At 59.8% G+C, this 15,549-nt stretch carries 16 protein-coding genes, 1 tRNA gene and 1 pseudogene; 5 read left to right on the top strand and 13 right to left on the bottom strand.

What is annotated here, in order from left to right:
• Nucleotides 1-72 precede the first annotated feature (72 nt).
• The 8 genes from rplJ to ACNAOH_RS01780 form a co-directional block, all read right to left on the bottom strand.
• Nucleotides 73-588, bottom strand: coding sequence for a 50S ribosomal protein L10 (rplJ, locus tag ACNAOH_RS01815; protein ID WP_443971073.1), 516 nt, complete (start codon nt 586-588; stop codon nt 73-75).
• 402 nt (nt 589-990) lie between these two features.
• Complete coding sequence (locus tag ACNAOH_RS01810) at nt 991-1,509, bottom strand: retropepsin-like aspartic protease family protein (RefSeq protein ID WP_443971072.1); 519 nt, start codon at nt 1,507-1,509, stop codon at nt 991-993.
• 238 nt (nt 1,510-1,747) lie between these two features.
• Nucleotides 1,748-2,446, bottom strand: a complete 699-nt coding sequence (rplA, locus tag ACNAOH_RS01805; RefSeq protein WP_443971071.1) for a 50S ribosomal protein L1 — start codon at nt 2,444-2,446, stop codon at nt 1,748-1,750.
• 4 nt (nt 2,447-2,450) lie between these two features.
• Nucleotides 2,451-2,882, bottom strand: a complete 432-nt coding sequence (gene rplK / locus ACNAOH_RS01800) for a 50S ribosomal protein L11 (protein WP_443971070.1) — start codon at nt 2,880-2,882, stop codon at nt 2,451-2,453.
• A 294-nt stretch (nt 2,883-3,176) separates the two neighbouring features.
• Nucleotides 3,177-3,716 (bottom strand): hypothetical protein, encoded by a 540-nt coding sequence (locus tag ACNAOH_RS01795; protein ID WP_443971069.1) that lies wholly within the window; start codon nt 3,714-3,716, stop codon nt 3,177-3,179.
• Nucleotides 3,717-3,912: 196 nt separating this feature from the next.
• The gene (gene nusG / locus ACNAOH_RS01790; RefSeq protein WP_443971068.1) at nt 3,913-4,449 is read right to left on the bottom strand and encodes a transcription termination/antitermination protein NusG; all 537 of its coding nucleotides are present in this window, start codon (nt 4,447-4,449) and stop codon (nt 3,913-3,915) included.
• Between the two features lie 43 nt (nt 4,450-4,492).
• The gene (secE, locus tag ACNAOH_RS01785) at nt 4,493-4,699 is read right to left on the bottom strand and encodes a preprotein translocase subunit SecE (protein ID WP_443971067.1); all 207 of its coding nucleotides are present in this window, start codon (nt 4,697-4,699) and stop codon (nt 4,493-4,495) included.
• 172 nt (nt 4,700-4,871) lie between these two features.
• A tRNA-Trp gene (locus ACNAOH_RS01780) sits at nt 4,872-4,947 on the bottom strand.
• 164 nt (nt 4,948-5,111) lie between these two features.
• Between ACNAOH_RS01780 and aat the strand changes: the two genes are divergently transcribed.
• Nucleotides 5,112-5,855, top strand: a complete 744-nt coding sequence (aat, locus tag ACNAOH_RS01775) for a leucyl/phenylalanyl-tRNA--protein transferase (protein ID WP_443972024.1) — start codon at nt 5,112-5,114, stop codon at nt 5,853-5,855.
• Between the two features lie 35 nt (nt 5,856-5,890).
• Here the strand turns inward: aat and ACNAOH_RS01770 are convergent.
• The 4 genes and pseudogenes from ACNAOH_RS01770 to ACNAOH_RS01755 all read right to left on the bottom strand — a co-directional run.
• Nucleotides 5,891-6,061, bottom strand: a pseudogene (locus ACNAOH_RS01770) (DUF2155 domain-containing protein); the annotation flags it as partial.
• Between the two features lie 239 nt (nt 6,062-6,300).
• A complete protein-coding gene (locus tag ACNAOH_RS01765; protein WP_443971066.1) occupies nt 6,301-6,696 on the bottom strand; it encodes an NADH:ubiquinone oxidoreductase subunit NDUFA12 in 396 nt (131 codons plus the stop codon).
• A 60-nt stretch (nt 6,697-6,756) separates the two neighbouring features.
• Complete coding sequence (locus ACNAOH_RS01760) at nt 6,757-7,281, bottom strand: DUF192 domain-containing protein (RefSeq protein WP_443971065.1); 525 nt, start codon at nt 7,279-7,281, stop codon at nt 6,757-6,759.
• A complete protein-coding gene (locus ACNAOH_RS01755; protein WP_443971064.1) occupies nt 7,278-7,823 on the bottom strand; it encodes a regulatory protein RecX in 546 nt (181 codons plus the stop codon). Before ACNAOH_RS01755 ends, ACNAOH_RS01760 begins: the two co-directional genes overlap by 4 nt.
• Before the next feature lie 166 nt (nt 7,824-7,989).
• Between ACNAOH_RS01755 and ACNAOH_RS01750 the strand changes: the two genes are divergently transcribed.
• Both ACNAOH_RS01750 and ACNAOH_RS01745 read left to right on the top strand, forming a co-directional pair.
• On the top strand, nt 7,990-9,708 hold the full coding sequence (locus tag ACNAOH_RS01750; protein ID WP_443971063.1) for a fatty acyl-AMP ligase: 1,719 nt from the start codon (nt 7,990-7,992) through the stop codon (nt 9,706-9,708).
• A gap of 62 nt (nt 9,709-9,770) precedes the next feature.
• Nucleotides 9,771-12,137 carry a putative bifunctional diguanylate cyclase/phosphodiesterase gene (locus tag ACNAOH_RS01745; protein WP_443971062.1) on the top strand — a complete coding sequence of 789 codons (2,367 nt, stop codon included), beginning with the start codon at nt 9,771-9,773 and terminating at the stop codon, nt 12,135-12,137.
• A gap of 9 nt (nt 12,138-12,146) precedes the next feature.
• Here ACNAOH_RS01745 and ACNAOH_RS01740 read toward each other — a convergent pair whose 3' ends face one another.
• Nucleotides 12,147-12,893, bottom strand: coding sequence for a ParA family protein (locus tag ACNAOH_RS01740; protein WP_443971061.1), 747 nt, complete (start codon nt 12,891-12,893; stop codon nt 12,147-12,149).
• A gap of 263 nt (nt 12,894-13,156) precedes the next feature.
• On the opposite strand from ACNAOH_RS01740, the gene ACNAOH_RS01735 reads away from it, so the two are divergent.
• Entirely contained in the window at nt 13,157-13,690 is a 534-nt protein-coding gene (locus tag ACNAOH_RS01735; RefSeq protein WP_443971060.1) for a hypothetical protein, read from the top strand.
• A 205-nt stretch (nt 13,691-13,895) separates the two neighbouring features.
• The gene (gene ahcY, locus ACNAOH_RS01730) at nt 13,896-15,308 is read left to right on the top strand and encodes an adenosylhomocysteinase (RefSeq protein WP_443971059.1); all 1,413 of its coding nucleotides are present in this window, start codon (nt 13,896-13,898) and stop codon (nt 15,306-15,308) included.
• The last annotated feature ends 241 nt before the right edge of the window (nt 15,309-15,549 follow it).

Below are 15,549 nucleotides of genomic sequence, written 5' to 3'. Positions count from 1 at the left end.
CACTCCATTTTCTTGGCGGGCATTGGGCCCTTAATTGGGTTCAGTTGAAGGATTTTTGGCCAGAGTTGAGGCTTACGCCGCATCCTTGGCCGCATAGGCGCCGAACACGCGCGCGAGTTGCGCGGCCGGAGCCTGAGTGACGGTGGCGAGCTTGGTCGCGGGCGCCTGAATGAGGCCCACGAGCTTCGCGCGCAGTTCGTCGAGCGACGGCAGCGACGCGAGCGCCTTGACGCCCTCGGCATCGAGCAGCAGGGCGCCCATGGCGCCGCCGACGATCTCGAGTTTGTCGTTCGTCTTGGCGAAGTCGATCGCAACCTTGGCAGCCGCGACCGGATCGGCCGAGGTTGCAAGGCCAACAGGGCCCGTGAGCATGTCGCCGATGGCGGCATAGTCCGTGTCCTGAATGGCGATCTTCGCAAGACGATTCTTCGTCACTTTATAGGCCGCGCCTGCGTCCCGCATCTTCTGACGCAGATCAGTGGACTGAGCGACGCTCATGCCCAGATTGCGGGTGATGACCACCACGCCCATCTGCTTCAGGGATGCATGGAGCGCCGAAACGACCTCGGACTTCTCGTTGCGATCCATACCATTCTCCTCATGCCGCGACACAGGTGGCGAACCACCAGCGCCACGGCGCACAATTGGTGCATGATAGGAAACGAACGCTCCCCGCATGCACCGGATCGGCCCGACACGGCGCAAGGCCGGGTCAACGCCACGTCTGTCCGGAGGGGAAGGCTGACTGAACCCGCTAGTGCACATCATGTGCTGGAGCAGGCAGACCCGTGAAGCGCGACTGACAAAGTCAGTCCATGCCGCACGGCAAGAACTTTTCCCCGTCTCGGCTGGTCATTAAGACAGGCAAATCCCTGTCACCAGCTGTCTCGGACGGCGTCACGAGCATTAAGTTCGCGAACGGAGGGGCGGTTAGCGGACTTGGTTCGGGATTGCAAGTGTTGGCGCGAATGCCTCTGGATATAGGCCGACTCAGTCGATCGTCAGCACATCGCCTTTGAGCGTCACCGTTCCAAGCAGACTCAGAGCGTTTTGCCCGAGCAGCGAAACAGGCAGGCCTTTATCCACCACGGCAGCGGATATGCCTTCCAGGCGCTTTCCTGCCATTTCCAGTCGCTTGATTTCCGTCCACTTCATGGCGGAAGGGCCGCCCACGGTCTTCATCTGGGCGCTGTGTGACAGGCTTTCGTAGGACAGACCGAGACGGGCGGCATCCTGACGGTTAAGCACGACCACTGACGCGCCGGTGTCGATGACGAAGCGAAGGGGTGTGCCGTTTACGGCGGCATGGATGTAGAACAGTCCGTCGGGTGCCCGCTGAAACATGCGATTATGAACAGCGCTGGCGGGATCCGTTGTCGTCGCTTCGGACAGGGTGGTGGTGACAGCCGCCGCTACAGGCTCGCTGATCCCCTCGGTCACGCTCACGGCTAACGCTACGCTGGAGCTGAACGCGACAGTCAGTGCAAAGGCGAACTTGATCCCAGTCATGCTGTGCAGTTTTGCAGCGCAGCCTCAAGACCGGGTTGTTGGATAAAGTTATCGCAAAATTAGGGATGCCAAGACTGACACGAACACGAAACGATAGTCCGTTTGCGATGATTTTCCCGAGTCCGAAACGAGAGCGCTCGTTGCATCTCCGTCTCGAACGCTCGCGCTCGAAGCGGGGGGGCATATAAAAAGGGCCCCCGCTATGAAGCGGAGGCCCTTCGAAACGCGGTTATGGCAATCAGGCCGATGCGACTTCCGTCACATCCACTTTCACGCCCGGTCCCATCGACGACGAGAGGGCGATCTTGCGGACATACTTGCCCTTCGAACCGGAGGGCTTGGCCTTCACGATCGCGTCGACGAACGCGTCGAAGTTCTTGCGAAGATCAGCAGCCGAGAAGCTGGCCTTGCCCAGGCCGGCATGGATGATGCCTGCCTTCTCGACACGGAACTCGATCTGGCCGCCCTTGGCTGCCTTCACGGCTTCCGCAACATTCGGCGTGACCGTTCCCAGCTTCGGGTTCGGCATCATGCCCTTGGGGCCGAGAACCTTACCGAGGCGCCCGACGAGGCCCATCATGTCCGGAGTGGCGATAACGCGGTCGAAATCGAAGTTGCCGTTCTGGATGTGCTCAAGCAGATCTTCGGCGCCCACGATTTCTGCGCCAGCCGCCTTGGCTGCATCGGCCTTGTCCGCACGGGCAAACACGGCCACGCGAACGTCCTTGCCGGTGCCGGCGGGGAGAGTCACCACGCCGCGGACCATCTGGTCTGCATGACGCGGGTCGACGCCCAGGTTCATAGCGACTTCCACGGTCTCGTCGAACTTGGCTGTCGCATTCGTCTTGATGAGGGAGATTGCCTCGTCGACGCCGTGCAGCTTCTCGCGATCGATCGCGGTAGAGAGAGCCTTTGCCTTCTTGGTCAGCTTTGCCATGTCCTTAGCCCTCCACGACCTGCAGGCCCATTGCGCGGGCGCTGCCTTCGATGATCCGCGTAGCCGCCTCGATGTCGTTGGCGTTGAGATCCTTCATCTTCGCTTCGGCGATCTGGGAGAGCGCCGAGCGCTTGATCGTTCCCGCGCTCACCTTGCCCGGCTCCTTCGAGCCCGACTTGAGGTTGGCGGCCTTCTTGATGAGGAAGGTTGCCGGAGGCGTCTTCGTTACGAAGGAAAAGCTGCGGTCAGCATAAACGGTGATGACGGTGGGGAGGGGCGTGCCCTTTTCCACGTCGCCGGTTGCGGCATTGAAGCCTTTGCAGAATTCCATGATGTTCACGCCGCGCTGACCAAGGGCAGGTCCGATTGGCGGCGAGGGATTGGCGGCTCCAGCGGGCACCTGGAGCTTGATATAGCCCGTAATTTTCTTAGCCATTACAACTCACTCTATAGGGGAGCCGAGACGCGGATGGCCTCTCGGTTCCAGTTCAAGCTTAGCGGTTCGAACGGACCTTTATGAAAGATCCTCCCGCGTCAGAATCCGGTTGAAAGTTTTTCACCTTGCCCGGAAGAAAGCGCCCATAGCGCCCATACTGTAAAAAGAAAAGACCAAACCCCGCAGGCGGGTGTCTCTCGGAAGTGACACGCGCCGCGGGGTTGTCATGGCCGACTTTGGCCGATCGCAGTGCTTTCAGGCAATACGATCTTGTGTTGATGTCAGCAACTGAGCTTATGCAGCCGGCTTGGTGGCTTGCGCAACGGCCGCTTCAAACTGTTCTGCGGACAGCCCGATCGAGAGGCCAGATGCGCCCATAGCGAAGGAATTTTTCGGGATGCTGACGTCGCCCTTTGGAGTGGTGACGAGGACCTGATCACCTTCGACAGACTTTATAACGCCAACTTTCGCGCCGCCAGATCCGTGGACATCAGTACCGGCCGCAAGGGCATCGGTCAGTGCCTGCGCATTTTGTGCCTTGGCCTGGTCCGCAGCAGCGTTGAGTTCGTCGCGCGTCATCGCAATGGTAAGACCCTTCGGCCATTGCGCGAAAGCGGCTTTGGAGAGCGTGACTTTCTGACTGCCGGTGGAAACAACGACATTGTCGCCGACAATGGAGTCAACCGTGCCGACGTCGCCACCTTTCGCGTCGTAAATCGGGGCGCCAACGGTGATATTGGCGGGGGTCGACGGAGCCTGGGCAATGGCAGTCGATGCGGTCGCGACCGATCCGACAAGCGCGGAGCACATGAAGAGAGCAACTGAGGTGCGCATTATTATCCTCTGTATTGTTAATTCCTAAAGCGCGCTGAGGCTAATGCCTTGAAAGATATGGTGTCGCTCCCATCGGTAGGGCGTGACTCAAACGCGATGAGAAGTCCCCATCGCTTGCGTCTGCGGTACAATATTCACGAAAAGAGCCGCCAGTCGTGCGACCGGCGGCTCTGCGAAAGAATGACGGGAGAAGAAACTACTTGGAAAGCTCTACTTCCTCGAAGTCCAGTTCCACCGGCGTCGCGCGGCCGAAGATGGAGACCGAAACCTTGACCCGATTCTTGTCGAAGTCGAGTTCTTCGACAGTCCCGATAAAGCTTGCGAACGGCCCGCTCATGACCTTCACGCTGTCGCCAATCTCGTAATCGACATTGACCTTGTGACGTGGAGCGGCGGCTGCCTCTTCCTTCGTGTTGAGAATGCGAGCGGCCTCAGCTTCGGTGATCGCCTGCGGCTTTCCCGATGAGCCAAGGAAGCCGGTAACCTTGGGCGTATTCTTGACGAGGTGATACACATCGTCGTTCATGCTCAGCTTGGCGAGAACATAGCCCGGAAAGAACTTCCGTTCCGACTGGACCTTCTTGCCACGACGAACCTCCGTCACGGTCTCGGTCGGGACCTCGACCGATTCGACAAGGGCATCGAGCCCCATGCGGGTCGCCTCGGCCATGATCGATTCACGAACCTTATTTTCGAAGCCCGAATAGGCGTGGATGATGTACCAGCGCGCCATGATCTTGTCTTAAACTCCAAATATTACGTGCTTCGCCGGATGATTATGCCTGTCCTGCGGCAAGGCCGAGCAGCATTTTCACAACCCAGCCAAACAAGCTGTCAATTCCGAAAAAGAAGAAGCCGAGCAGGCTGGTCATAATGACGACCAGAACCGCAGTCATCATCGTTTCTCGGCCACCTGGCCAGACGATCTTTTTGGTCTCAGCCTGCACCTGGCGGAAGAACTCAACGGGGGTCGTCTTTGCCACGTTCTCTTGTCTCGCTCAGAACTAAAATAGATGGAACAAGGGCAGCGAGTCAGGCGCAATCCCAAAAAGATCTGCGTCCTGCCAGCCATCCCGCTGTTACGGAAAACCGCGCGCCTCTTACGCCCGGTTGCTAGCCAAGGCAAGCAATGTAGGCGAGAGGCGGCCAGCCGCCTGGCAGGGGCGATAGGATTCGAACCTACGACATTCGGTTTTGGAGACCGACGCTCTACCAGCTGAGCTACACCCCTGCGGCCGGCAAGGCGGGGTCATTAGCTCGGAGCGAGGGCGTGTGCAAGGCGCGATACGCGCCTTTATCCAAGTGATTGCAGTAGAAGAGACAAACCCTCCACTTCTGCGCCATTCCGTTGGACGGGCTTCCAAAAGGAGGTTGAATCGGGCTAGGCCTAAGATGATGAGCATAGACTTGCCCACATTGCTGCGCGCCTATGCGATCGGCCTGTTTCCGATGTCCGATGGACGTGATGATCCGAAAATTTTTTGGGTGGAACCAGAACGGAGGGCGGTTCTGCCTCTCGACGGGTTCCATCTTTCGCGCTCCTTGCGGAAGACTCTCCGCTCCGAGCGCTTTTCCGTTACAGCCGACCAGGCATTCGAGGACGTCGTGCGGCTTTGTGCGCAGTCCGCAGAGGACCGTCCGGCCACCTGGATCAACCATGAGATCGAGCGCGCTTTCCTGGCGCTGCATCGGATGGGCCTAGCACACAGCATAGAGTGTTGGGGGAAGGGCGAAGGCAACTCGCGTGTCCTACTCGGCGGACTCTATGGTCTGGCGCTGGGCCGCGCATTTTTTGGTGAGAGCATGGTGAGCAGGGCAACGGATGCTTCAAAAGTTGCGCTCTCGGCACTGGTGGCCCGCCTCAGCGCGGGCGGCTTCACCTTGCTGGATTGCCAGTTCATGACGTCGCATCTTTCATCGCTCGGCGCGATCGAGCTCAATGCAGACGACTACTCGTTGTTGCTGGGTAATGCTGTAGCAGGGGTTTCGTTCGACGATCCACTGTCCGGATCGGCAGACTTCTTCTCGCTTGAGAGGGGGGCGTTGGACGATGTGCCGGACGCACGACCTTCCATACGGACGGTCTCGTCGCCCGTTTCGGGCCAGCTCATCGTGCAACTTTTAACCCAAACGTCGTAAATCGGATGCTGGACGACATTACGCTCCGGCCGATTTTTGAAGAGCCAGCCGGAAAACTGCCGGTGCCACCTATTGTCGCGTGTTTCGCGGATATCGACCTGCACGAAGGCTCCGGTTTCCGGGGTATTTTCCCACGGCGCAGTCTGTTCGCAGGCGCGCAGTCTCACCACTGCTGATCCCCACCGCTGCGCCTGACCCGGCTTCATCTGGAGGTCGCGAGTTAGTCCATTGCGCTTGTTGAGGATGCCGATAACCGCGACTCTCTCGGCCATTGGCGTGCCAGGCAACCCCGATCCGGCGTCGGGGATCGCTTTCTCTCCCGTTGATCCCGGAGTGCCCGGCGCGGCCTCATTATCGCTCTGTTTCCCGCTGCCGCATCCGGCAAGCGAGATGACCGCTAAAAGGCAGATCAGCCAGCGGTCCGGCGCAGAGCACCGGGGGAATTTCACGCGTCGGGCGCCCAGGCTTCGTAGTCGCCAGTTGCCATCGCGCGGCGACCGCCGCGCTCAAGCGCGCCAGAAGGACGGTAAGCCTGAGCAGTGCCCGTGAGATTGGGGCTGTGATCGACTTCCCAAATGCGGGGCGGCGGAAGATTGCTCTCCGGCGTTCCTTCAATACTGTGATGCAGCCAGCCATGCCACTCGGCCGGCACACGACTAGCATCATTATTGCCTTTGTAGAGGACCCAGCGCCGGGTCAGTCCGTTGGGATCGGTTCCGCCTTCATAATAGACGTTGCCTTCGTGATCTTCGCCCACTTTTGAGCCGTTCCGGCTGGTATTGAGCCACGTGCCGAAGGTCGCGCCTTCCCACCAGGTGAAGATGTTCTTGAAGATGCCCATGGGGCTGTCGCTTAGCCGCTCTGGCGGTCGATTGGCAACTGCCCATTGCTTCCTGTCGGGTCAATTGGGGCAGAAGCTTAGCGGATCGCTCTGTCCTGCGCCGTCGCACTTGCCCCACTTCACTCGATCGCCCGCCGAAATGCCAAAGCGCCTCGCCTCGTTTCCACCGATTTCGATGACGCCACGCACCGGCTCACCCGTTGATATCGGGGTGAGATCACCGGGCTTGCCTGCCATGACAGCGCTGATCGTTCCGTCTGATCGAACGAAGATCAGGTCCAGCGGAATGAGCGTTCCTTTCATCCAGAAATTTGGCGTGCGGGGCGGATCGAACGGAAACAACATGCCGGAACCGATGGGCAGCTGTTTTCTGCCCATCAGTCCCTTCTCCTGAGCTTCGGAATCGGCAGCGACCTCAAGGTGTAGGGTTACTTCACCCCTATCTGTCGCGATGATCGCGGTCGTAGAAAGGCTGTCGCTGGAAGTGATCTTTGAGCCTTGGCCAACGGGACTCCGATCGCTGCATCCAGATAAAAATAGCACTGTCAGAACGCAGCAGGATAATGTGAGAGCCTTGAGCTTCATATCGCATCTTCATCGGGGCAGGGCGGGGCGTCGCCAGGCGCCGAATAAGCCCAGGCCCGTGCTGTCATCATATCGTGTCCAGCCCTGAGAAAAGCCGCGACATGTTTCTCGCGCGTTGGTCGATCAGAATTGTCGGAGCCAAAAGGGCCAATCCGCTTGCGGCGCGCCAGACGTTCCGCGGCTTCCCAACGCTCGCGACCACTGGTTTCCAGCGCGGGAAGGCGGTCGCTTTCGTCTACGCCGGCATGAAGGAGCATTTGCCCAATTCTGCGCTGGCCCAGCCCGCGACGTTGCATCGCGCCGGCTTTCATGCGGGCATAAGTCGCGTCATCCACATAGCGAAGGTCCACGAGGCGGGCGACAAGTCCTTCGATGTCCGCCGGATTTTCTTCGTTCCAGCCGCGTTCGGTAATCTTGCGCGCGAGATACTTATGGAGTTTTGCCCGCGTCGTCGCGTATCGGGCCGCATAGTGCAGCGCGAGCGCCTCAAGTCGGTCCTTGTCGAGCGCTGGTGCGGCGCGCCGGGTGCGGGAAGACATCATGCGCCATCTTTGTGCCACAGTCAGACCGCTATTTGAATGTGCGGCGTGGCTTTATCGGCAATCCACAGGCAAAGGTCTGGGTACGAGGATGATCTGGCATCGACTGATCGAAAGCTGCCGCTTCCGGTAAGTTGACGGGCAATATAGAAGAATGAAGGGTCACGACATGCAGCCAACCGCGACGACTGACGCGCTCCCGCGCCGATTCGCGGATTTTGCGACACTTGGCGAAGCACTGGATTACGCAGCGCAAGGTGAGCGAGGACTCAATTTTCATGACGCGCGCGGCAATTTGTCGAAAGCATATCCCTATCGGGAGATGCGGAGCGACGCGTTGGCGGCCGCGCAGCGTCTTCTCGCACAGGGCGTCAGACCCAAGGACCGCATTGCCCTTGTTGCAGAGACGGGCCCGGAGTTTGCTCAGCTCTTTTTCGGAGTGGTTTACGCCGGGGCATGGCCGGTTCCACTCCCCTTGCCCACGAGTTTCGGCGGCAAGGAAGGTTATATAGATCAGCTGGCCGTCCAGCTTTCGAGCAGCGATCCCAGCTTGTTTCTTTTCCCGGCCGAACTTTCCGAAATGGCGAGCGCGGCTGCCGAGAAGCAGGGCGTCAAGGGCATGACCTTCGAGGCCTTACTCAACGGGCCGACAAGCGATAGCCCGCTTCCGGTCGCCTTGCCGGATGAGGTTTGCTACCTGCAATATTCCAGCGGCTCGACCCGCTTTCCTCATGGGGTGGCGGTAACCCATCGCGCGCTCCTTGCGAATCTCGCGGCCCATAGCAACGGTATGCGGCTGGTCGAGACCGATCGCTGCATCAGCTGGCTCCCCTGGTATCATGATATGGGCCTCGTCGGATGCTTCCTGTCCGTCGTCGCCAATCAGGTTTCGACCGATTATCTCAAGACAGAGGATTTTGCCCGGCGTCCTCTCGCATGGCTGGATCTTATCAGCCGGAACGAAGGAACGTCGGTGAGCTATTCTCCGACCTTTGGCTACGACATCTGCGCACGGCGCATGTCCAGCCAGACCCGGGCGTCCGAGCGATTCGATCTTTCACGTTGGCGGCTCGCCGGCAACGGCGCGGATATGATTCGGCCCGACGTGATGCAGGAATTCGTCGACGCTTTTGCAGAAGCAGGATTCAGCCCCAGCGCATTTTTGCCAAGCTACGGCCTGGCGGAAGCGACTCTTGCGGTCACAATCATGCCGCCAGGCGAAGGCATCGTGGTGGAACTTGTCGAGGAGACCGAGCTTTCCGGCGGAGACGCGCCGCAGGACCGGCCGCAGCGCTACCGGGCGATCGTGAATTGCGGCAAACCCGTAATGGGCATGAAAGTGGAGATTCGGGACGATTTCGGGGCCCTTGTTCCGGACAAGACCATCGGCAAGGTCTGGACGAGCGGATCGAGTCTGATGGTCGGGTACTTCCGGGATGAGGAAGCGACAGCTGCCTGCATGAGCGATGGCTGGCTCGACACCGGCGACATGGGGTATCTGTCCGACGGTTATCTCTATATCGTGGGCCGAGCCAAAGACATGATTATCGTCAACGGCAAGAACCATTGGCCGCAGGATATCGAGTGGGCGGTGGAGCAGCTTCCGGGATTCAAGCAGGGCGACATAGCCGCCTTTGCCATCACCACGCCCGGGGGCGAGGAAGCGCCGGCCGTTCTGGTGCATTGCCGCATATCCGACAATGCCGAGCGTGCGCGACTGAGGGATGATATTCGCGAGCGGGTACGCTCCATTACCGGCATGAACTGCGTCGTCGAACTGGTGCCGCCGCGCACGCTTCCACGCACAAGTTCGGGCAAGCTCAGTCGGTCCAAGGCCCGCAAGCTCTATCTGGAAGGCGAGATCATCCCTTACGATATCGCTGCGTGAAATTTGTGCGAGAGGGAAGCGCGCTTACGAGTTGATAAGGATCATGCCTCTAAAGGAGGCGCGTGACTGATCGACTGGAAATCTCTCGTCCCGATCATGGGTCATCGATAAAGCTGTCTCTGCCGGCTCTGATGGGAGCCGGCGGCCTGCCGATCGACCTCGAAGCGCGCCTCACGGGATTGCAGCTGCGGCAGGCCCACCAGCTTATCGGCTTGCGGCTGGCGCTGGCGCTTATTTCGATCTTCTTTGTCGACGCCCTTTTCGCTGACAGCCAGCCTCGCTGGCTTCTTGTCCTCTGGACCAGCGCTGCGATCTTGACCTTGATCTGGCCGATGACGATGCACCGACGGCTGGCTGCCACAGACTATGGCCATGCGAGTCGGAAGGAAGTCCGAAGCCACGGGCTAGCCAGCTTACTCATGGGTATTGCATGGGCGTTCCCTATGGTCGCCCTGGCGGATGATGCCGCCCCGGTGCAGGTCGTCGGACTCTGGGCCATGACAAGCTGCATGATGGCAGCACTCGCAATTAGTTATCAGTCCACGCCTCTGAGCTCCACGGCATTTATTCTTTCCGTTGGCGGCAGCTCCGTCTGGATGATGTCGCAACAGGTCAATCCGTTGCTCGCGGGGATCGTGCTGGTCTATGGACTGTTGCTGCTGGTGGCATCTCTTCAGCAAGCACAGAAATTTGCCGAGCAATTCATGACCTCCGACCAACTCGCCGAAAATCGGGAGTTGGTGAGCATGCTTCTCAAGGAGCATGATCTGGAAGGGGCGGGATGGCTTTGGCAGACGGACGCGTCGCGTCGGTTGTGCGATGTGTCGCCTTCACTCGCGCGCGCCCTCGAACGTGAGGTGTCCGAGATTGAGGGTCGATCCGTGCTGGAGATCTTCGCAGGGCCAGATTGGAATACGGGCGCCTTCGACGCCGCGCTTCACCTGCTGGCCGAAAAGCTCAAAAGCCGCTCGGCTTTCTCGGATATTTTCCTGCCGATCATGATCAACGGCAGGCGGCGCTGGTGGGAGGTTTCGGCATCCCCGCGCGTGGACGAGAAAGGGGTGTTTCTCGGATTTCGCGGTGTCGGGGCGGATATAACCGCTCAGAAGGAGTCGGCCGAGCGGATAGCGCAGCTGGCGCATTTTGATATGCTCACCAATCTGCCGAACCGCTTGAAGCTGACCGAGGAGCTGGCCCGGGCGACCAACAGCGTCAGCGACCAGAATAGGCTTTGCGGCTTCTTGATGATCGATCTCGACCGCTTCAAGTCAGTCAATGACACGCTCGGCCATCTGGTGGGCGATCAACTGCTTGCGCAGGTCGCGGCAAGGCTGCGGAAGGTCTGCTCCAGCGAAGAGATATGCGGGAGACTGGGCGGAGACGAATTCGCGGTCGTCCTGCGTTCTATTCCGGACCCCTTGTACATTGAGCAGCTCGCGCTCGCCATCATAGAGGCGGTTTCCCGACCCTATCAGGTCGATACACACACGCTGTTCATCGGGGCAAGCGTCGGGTCTGCCTGCGCGCCACAAGACGGGAAAACGGCAGAAACGCTCATTCGTAGCGCGGATCTCGCCATGTATCGTGCCAAGGATGAGGGCGGAGGCAAGCATTTCGCCTACGTGCCTTCGCTCCATGCCGACGCTGAGGAGCGTCGCCTGCTCGAAATTGCTTTGCGTGGTGCGCTGGAGAAGGATCAGCTGCATCTCGTCTATCAACCTGTCGTGGACGCGCGATCAGAAGAAGTGACCGGGTTCGAGGCGCTCGTGCGGTGGGTTCATCCGGATCTCGGTCATATTCCTCCGAGCAAATTCATTCCCGTTGCGGAGGAAGCGCGCCTCATTGCGTCCATAGGGAACTGGGTGCTGCGGACAGCGTGCCATGAGGCGATGTACTGGCCGCAAGACGTTCGTCTGGCGGTCAACGTCTCCTCCGAACAGCTCTACGACCCCGAGTTCCTTGAGACCGTGATTCAGGCACTGGCGCATAGCGGCCTGGCCCCTGATCGACTGGAACTCGAGGTTACCGAAAGCGTGTTTCTGCGCGAAGGAACGGGTGCGATCCAGTTGCTGGATCGCCTGATTGCGCTGGGCGTTCGCCTGAGTCTCGACGATTTCGGGACAGGATATTCGTCCCTCGGCTATCTCTCTCGAACGCGGTTCAATACGATCAAGATCGACCGTGCATTCGTGCAGGGCGTGGCGGCCAATCGCGCTGAAAGCCTCGCGATCGTGCGCGCGGTTGTAGCGATGGCCGAGAGCCTCGACATGATGACGACAGCCGAAGGTGTCGAAACAGAGCAGGAATATCTGCTGCTGAAGCAGTTGGGCTGCTTCAAGATGCAGGGATATTATTTCGGCCGGCCGATGCCGGCAATCGACGCGCGCGGCCTGTTCCCTCCGATGATGAGACAGAACGCCGTCGCGTAACTCGCTAACTTAGAGCTGGTTCAGCCGCTTCTCGATACCGCGCCAGAGAAGTGCGACTTGTTCGCTTTGGGGCGATCGGCTCGCGAACGCTCCGAGCGGGGCGCGGCGGACAGCCATTTGCTCGACGAGGCTTGAATAAGTCACCATCGGCCAGTCGGGATGCTCCGCCACGGCCTCGCGATGGCGACCGCGACGCAAATCCACCATAGAAAGCACGGGAAGGATCGGCGGATGGCGCTGGCCCGAGCCGGCGAAATGCGCGACGACTTCATGAAGTGCCCGCTCGGCGAGCGGGGAGGGGACCACCGGAACTACCACGATATCCGCGGCGCGAAGCACCTGCTCGCTCGTTTCTGTGAGACCGGGCGGGCAATCGAGAAGCACGCGCTCATAACGGCCGCGCAGCCCTTCGATAAGGCGCTGGAGGCGCTTGCGCTTGCCTAAATCGAAAAGCAGCCGATCCAGTCCGCGCAAGGATGCATCGGCAGCGAGGAGGTCGAGACGATCATAGTCAGTGGCGGAAATCAGCCGTTCCGCATCAATGTCGCGAGAGAAGACGGCGCGAGCTTTGTCCCGGCCGTTATCGTCGCTGAGCAGCCAGCTGGACCCCGCCTGTGGATCGAGATCCCAGAGCAGCGTCCGCCGGGCGGAAAGAGTGGCAGATGCCCAGGCGAGATTGACGGAAAGGGTGGTCTTACCCACCCCGCCCTTGAGATTGTAGATCGCGATACATCGCGGTTTCGAGCTTTCCGACATGCGGCGAAATTAGCCCCTCAATCATGTCCACAACAAGACAGTGGTCCGAAATGCCTCGCTTGTGTCCAGGATCAAGACAAAACAGAATATTTTCAAGACGAAACGGCCCCGAACTGATCCAACAATCAACGGGCTGGTTTCGCTGACGATTCAGTTGAACGCCGTGTTAACACCGCCTGGAAAGCAGGATGAAAGCACGGCTCCCCAATCTCTGACCATTCGGTGGCTATTTGTGACTGTCGAATGGGGGAATTGGGGTGGCAATGACAATCAGGGCAGGGGTTGCGGCGCGTGCCGCACGGAGCATTGCGGGCGTCCCGATGCTCATCGGGCTCGCGCAGCCGGCGCTCGCCCAGAGCTGTTGGCACGAACGCGTGACAGAGGCGGCGCAGGTGCGCCAGTTTGACATCATGCTGATGGTCTCGGCTCTTAGATGTCAGGCAAAGGGCGTCGATATCGTACCTGATTACAATAGCTTCGTTGTGCGTCATCGCGCGACGCTTACAGTCCTTAACGACCAGATCCGGGCGCATATGAACGGCTATATGGGCGGGCGTGCGGCGCTCGATGCCTATGACCGGTTCGGCACGGTGATGGCCAACCAGTTCGGCAATGGCGGGGCGGTGACGGATTGCGAAGAGCTGCGCGCAATGGCCCGTGATGCCGCGACGATGCCGTCCAGCCGGGAAAGCCTCGTCGCGCTGGCGCCGCGGAACGGCATGGAGCCGCCGCTTCCGGGTCAGCGTTGCGCGCCACAGGTCCATATCGCGCAAGCCACTGTACGCGCAGGAGAATAGGAGCCGAGGTTGAGTTGAGACACGTCGTCGGGTTCGGCGATACCGCTCCCGGCCTGACGCTCGCCCGGACCAACTGGAACGACACATAAAGAATTCTTTATATTTGCTATGCCGCGAAGGCGTTGCTAAGGCCCGTCCGCATCCGCGACGGGCCTTATTGCTTTGCAGGCTGTCGTCACCCCAGAGACGTTCAAGGAGCTTCCCCATGGCCACGGCCGTTGCTGACAAAGCCACTGACTATGTGATCGCCGACATTTCCCTCGCCGGCTTCGGCCGCAAAGAGATCGAGATCGCAGAGACCGAAATGCCCGGCCTCATGGCCCTTCGTCAGGAGTTCGGCGCCTCCAAGCCGCTCAAGGGCGCGCGCATTACGGGCTCGCTGCACATGACGATTCAGACCGCCGTGCTGATCGAGACGTTAGCTGAGCTGGGCGCCGAACTGCGCTGGGCGACCTGCAATATCTATTCGACCCAGGATCACGCCGCCGCCGCGATTGCCGCGCGGGGCATCCCCGTGTTCGCGATCAAGGGCGAGAGCCTTGAAGAATATTGGGACTATGTGATCCGCATCTTCGACTGGGGTCAGGACACGACCTGCAACATGATCCTGGATGATGGCGGCGACGCCACGATGTTCGCGCTGTGGGGCGCACGCGTCGAGGCAGGCGAAGAGCTCTTCACGCCTTCGAACGAGGAAGAGACGATTTTCGTCGCAACGCTCAAGCGCTTCCTTGCCGAGCGTCCGGGTTACCTCACCAAGACGGTCACGGCGATCAAGGGCGTGTCAGAAGAGACCACCACGGGCGTTCACCGGCTCTATGAGCTGGCCAAGAAGGGCAAGCTGCCTTTCCCGGCGATCAACGTGAACGACAGTGTCACCAAGTCTAAGTTCGACAATCTCTATGGCTGCAAGGAGTCCCTCGTGGACGCCATCCGTCGCGCGACGGACGTGATGCTGGCCGGCAAGGTCGCCTGCGTCGCCGGCTTCGGCGATGTCGGCAAGGGCAGCGCTGCGTCGCTCCGCAATGGTGGCGCGCGCGTGCTCGTGACCGAAATCGACCCAATCTGCGCGCTGCAAGCCGCCATGGAAGGCTATGAAGTCGTGACCATGGAAGAGGCCGCTACTCGCGCGGACATCTTCGTGACGGCGACCGGCAACGAGGACATCATCACCCTCGACCACATGCGCGCGATGAAGAACATGGCTATCGTCTGCAACATCGGCCACTTCGACAGCGAGATCCAGATCGCGGCGCTCAGCAACATGAAGTGGACCGAGATCAAGCCGCAGGTCGACGAGGTTGAGTTCCCCGATGGCAAGAAGATCATCATGCTCGCCAAGGGGCGTCTGGTGAACCTGGGCTGTGCAACGGGCCACCCCAGCTTCGTCATGTCGTCGAGCTTCACCAATCAGGTGCTGGCGCAGATCGAGCTTTTTTCGAAGAGCGAGAATTACAAGAACGACGTCTATGTGCTGCCCAAGCACCTCGACGAGAAGGTCGCCGCATTGCACCTCGAGAAGCTGGGCGTGAAGCTCTCCAAGCTGACCGAAAAGCAGGCGGCCTATATCGGCGTGACGCCGCAGGGTCCATTCAAACCGGACCATTATCGCTATTAAGATCGCGAGATAACCGGCGCTAATCGGCGCCAGCACTCTTAGACGGGCAGTTTTCCGGGATCAGCCCGGGAGACTTCCCGTCATGCTTTTGCGAACTGAGTTCGTGCTGGATCAGGCCGGACAGCTATCCTCAGTATAGATACGGGCGTTAAAAGTGCGCTGGTGCTGAAACACGTTCCGCATGACGATTTCTGGCAATGCTTCGCACCCAGGATTTCCAGAGGCGCTATTTGCTAGCCCG

It is taken from the genome of Sphingobium sp. CR28, from assembly GCF_052327305.1.
GTDB lineage: Bacteria > Pseudomonadota > Alphaproteobacteria > Sphingomonadales > Sphingomonadaceae > Sphingobium.
The sequence above is the reverse complement of the archived record's forward strand: the minus strand, read 5'-3'. Positions and strand labels throughout refer to the sequence as shown.

What these genes read in the sequence shown, in the direction of transcription:
- rplJ (WP_443971073.1), bottom strand. Translation starts at nt 588, where the DNA reads ATGGATCGCAACGAGAAGTCCGAGGTCGTTTCGGCGCTCCATGCATCC.
- ACNAOH_RS01810 (WP_443971072.1), bottom strand. Translation starts at nt 1,509, where the DNA reads ATGACTGGGATCAAGTTCGCCTTTGCACTGACTGTCGCGTTCAGCTCC.
- rplA (WP_443971071.1), bottom strand. Translation starts at nt 2,446, where the DNA reads ATGGCAAAGCTGACCAAGAAGGCAAAGGCTCTCTCTACCGCGATCGAT.
- rplK (WP_443971070.1), bottom strand. Translation starts at nt 2,882, where the DNA reads ATGGCTAAGAAAATTACGGGCTATATCAAGCTCCAGGTGCCCGCTGGA.
- ACNAOH_RS01795 (WP_443971069.1), bottom strand. Translation starts at nt 3,716, where the DNA reads ATGCGCACCTCAGTTGCTCTCTTCATGTGCTCCGCGCTTGTCGGATCG.
- nusG (WP_443971068.1), bottom strand. Translation starts at nt 4,449, where the DNA reads ATGGCGCGCTGGTACATCATCCACGCCTATTCGGGCTTCGAAAATAAG.
- aat (WP_443972024.1), top strand. Translation starts at nt 5,112, where the DNA reads ATGAGCATAGACTTGCCCACATTGCTGCGCGCCTATGCGATCGGCCTG.
- ACNAOH_RS01765 (WP_443971066.1), bottom strand. Translation starts at nt 6,696, where the DNA reads ATGGGCATCTTCAAGAACATCTTCACCTGGTGGGAAGGCGCGACCTTC.
- ACNAOH_RS01760 (WP_443971065.1), bottom strand. Translation starts at nt 7,281, where the DNA reads ATGAAGCTCAAGGCTCTCACATTATCCTGCTGCGTTCTGACAGTGCTA.
- ACNAOH_RS01755 (WP_443971064.1), bottom strand. Translation starts at nt 7,823, where the DNA reads ATGATGTCTTCCCGCACCCGGCGCGCCGCACCAGCGCTCGACAAGGAC.
- ACNAOH_RS01750 (WP_443971063.1), top strand. Translation starts at nt 7,990, where the DNA reads ATGCAGCCAACCGCGACGACTGACGCGCTCCCGCGCCGATTCGCGGAT.
- ACNAOH_RS01740 (WP_443971061.1), bottom strand. Translation starts at nt 12,893, where the DNA reads ATGTCGGAAAGCTCGAAACCGCGATGTATCGCGATCTACAATCTCAAG.
- ACNAOH_RS01735 (WP_443971060.1), top strand. Translation starts at nt 13,157, where the DNA reads ATGACAATCAGGGCAGGGGTTGCGGCGCGTGCCGCACGGAGCATTGCG.
- ahcY (WP_443971059.1), top strand. Translation starts at nt 13,896, where the DNA reads ATGGCCACGGCCGTTGCTGACAAAGCCACTGACTATGTGATCGCCGAC.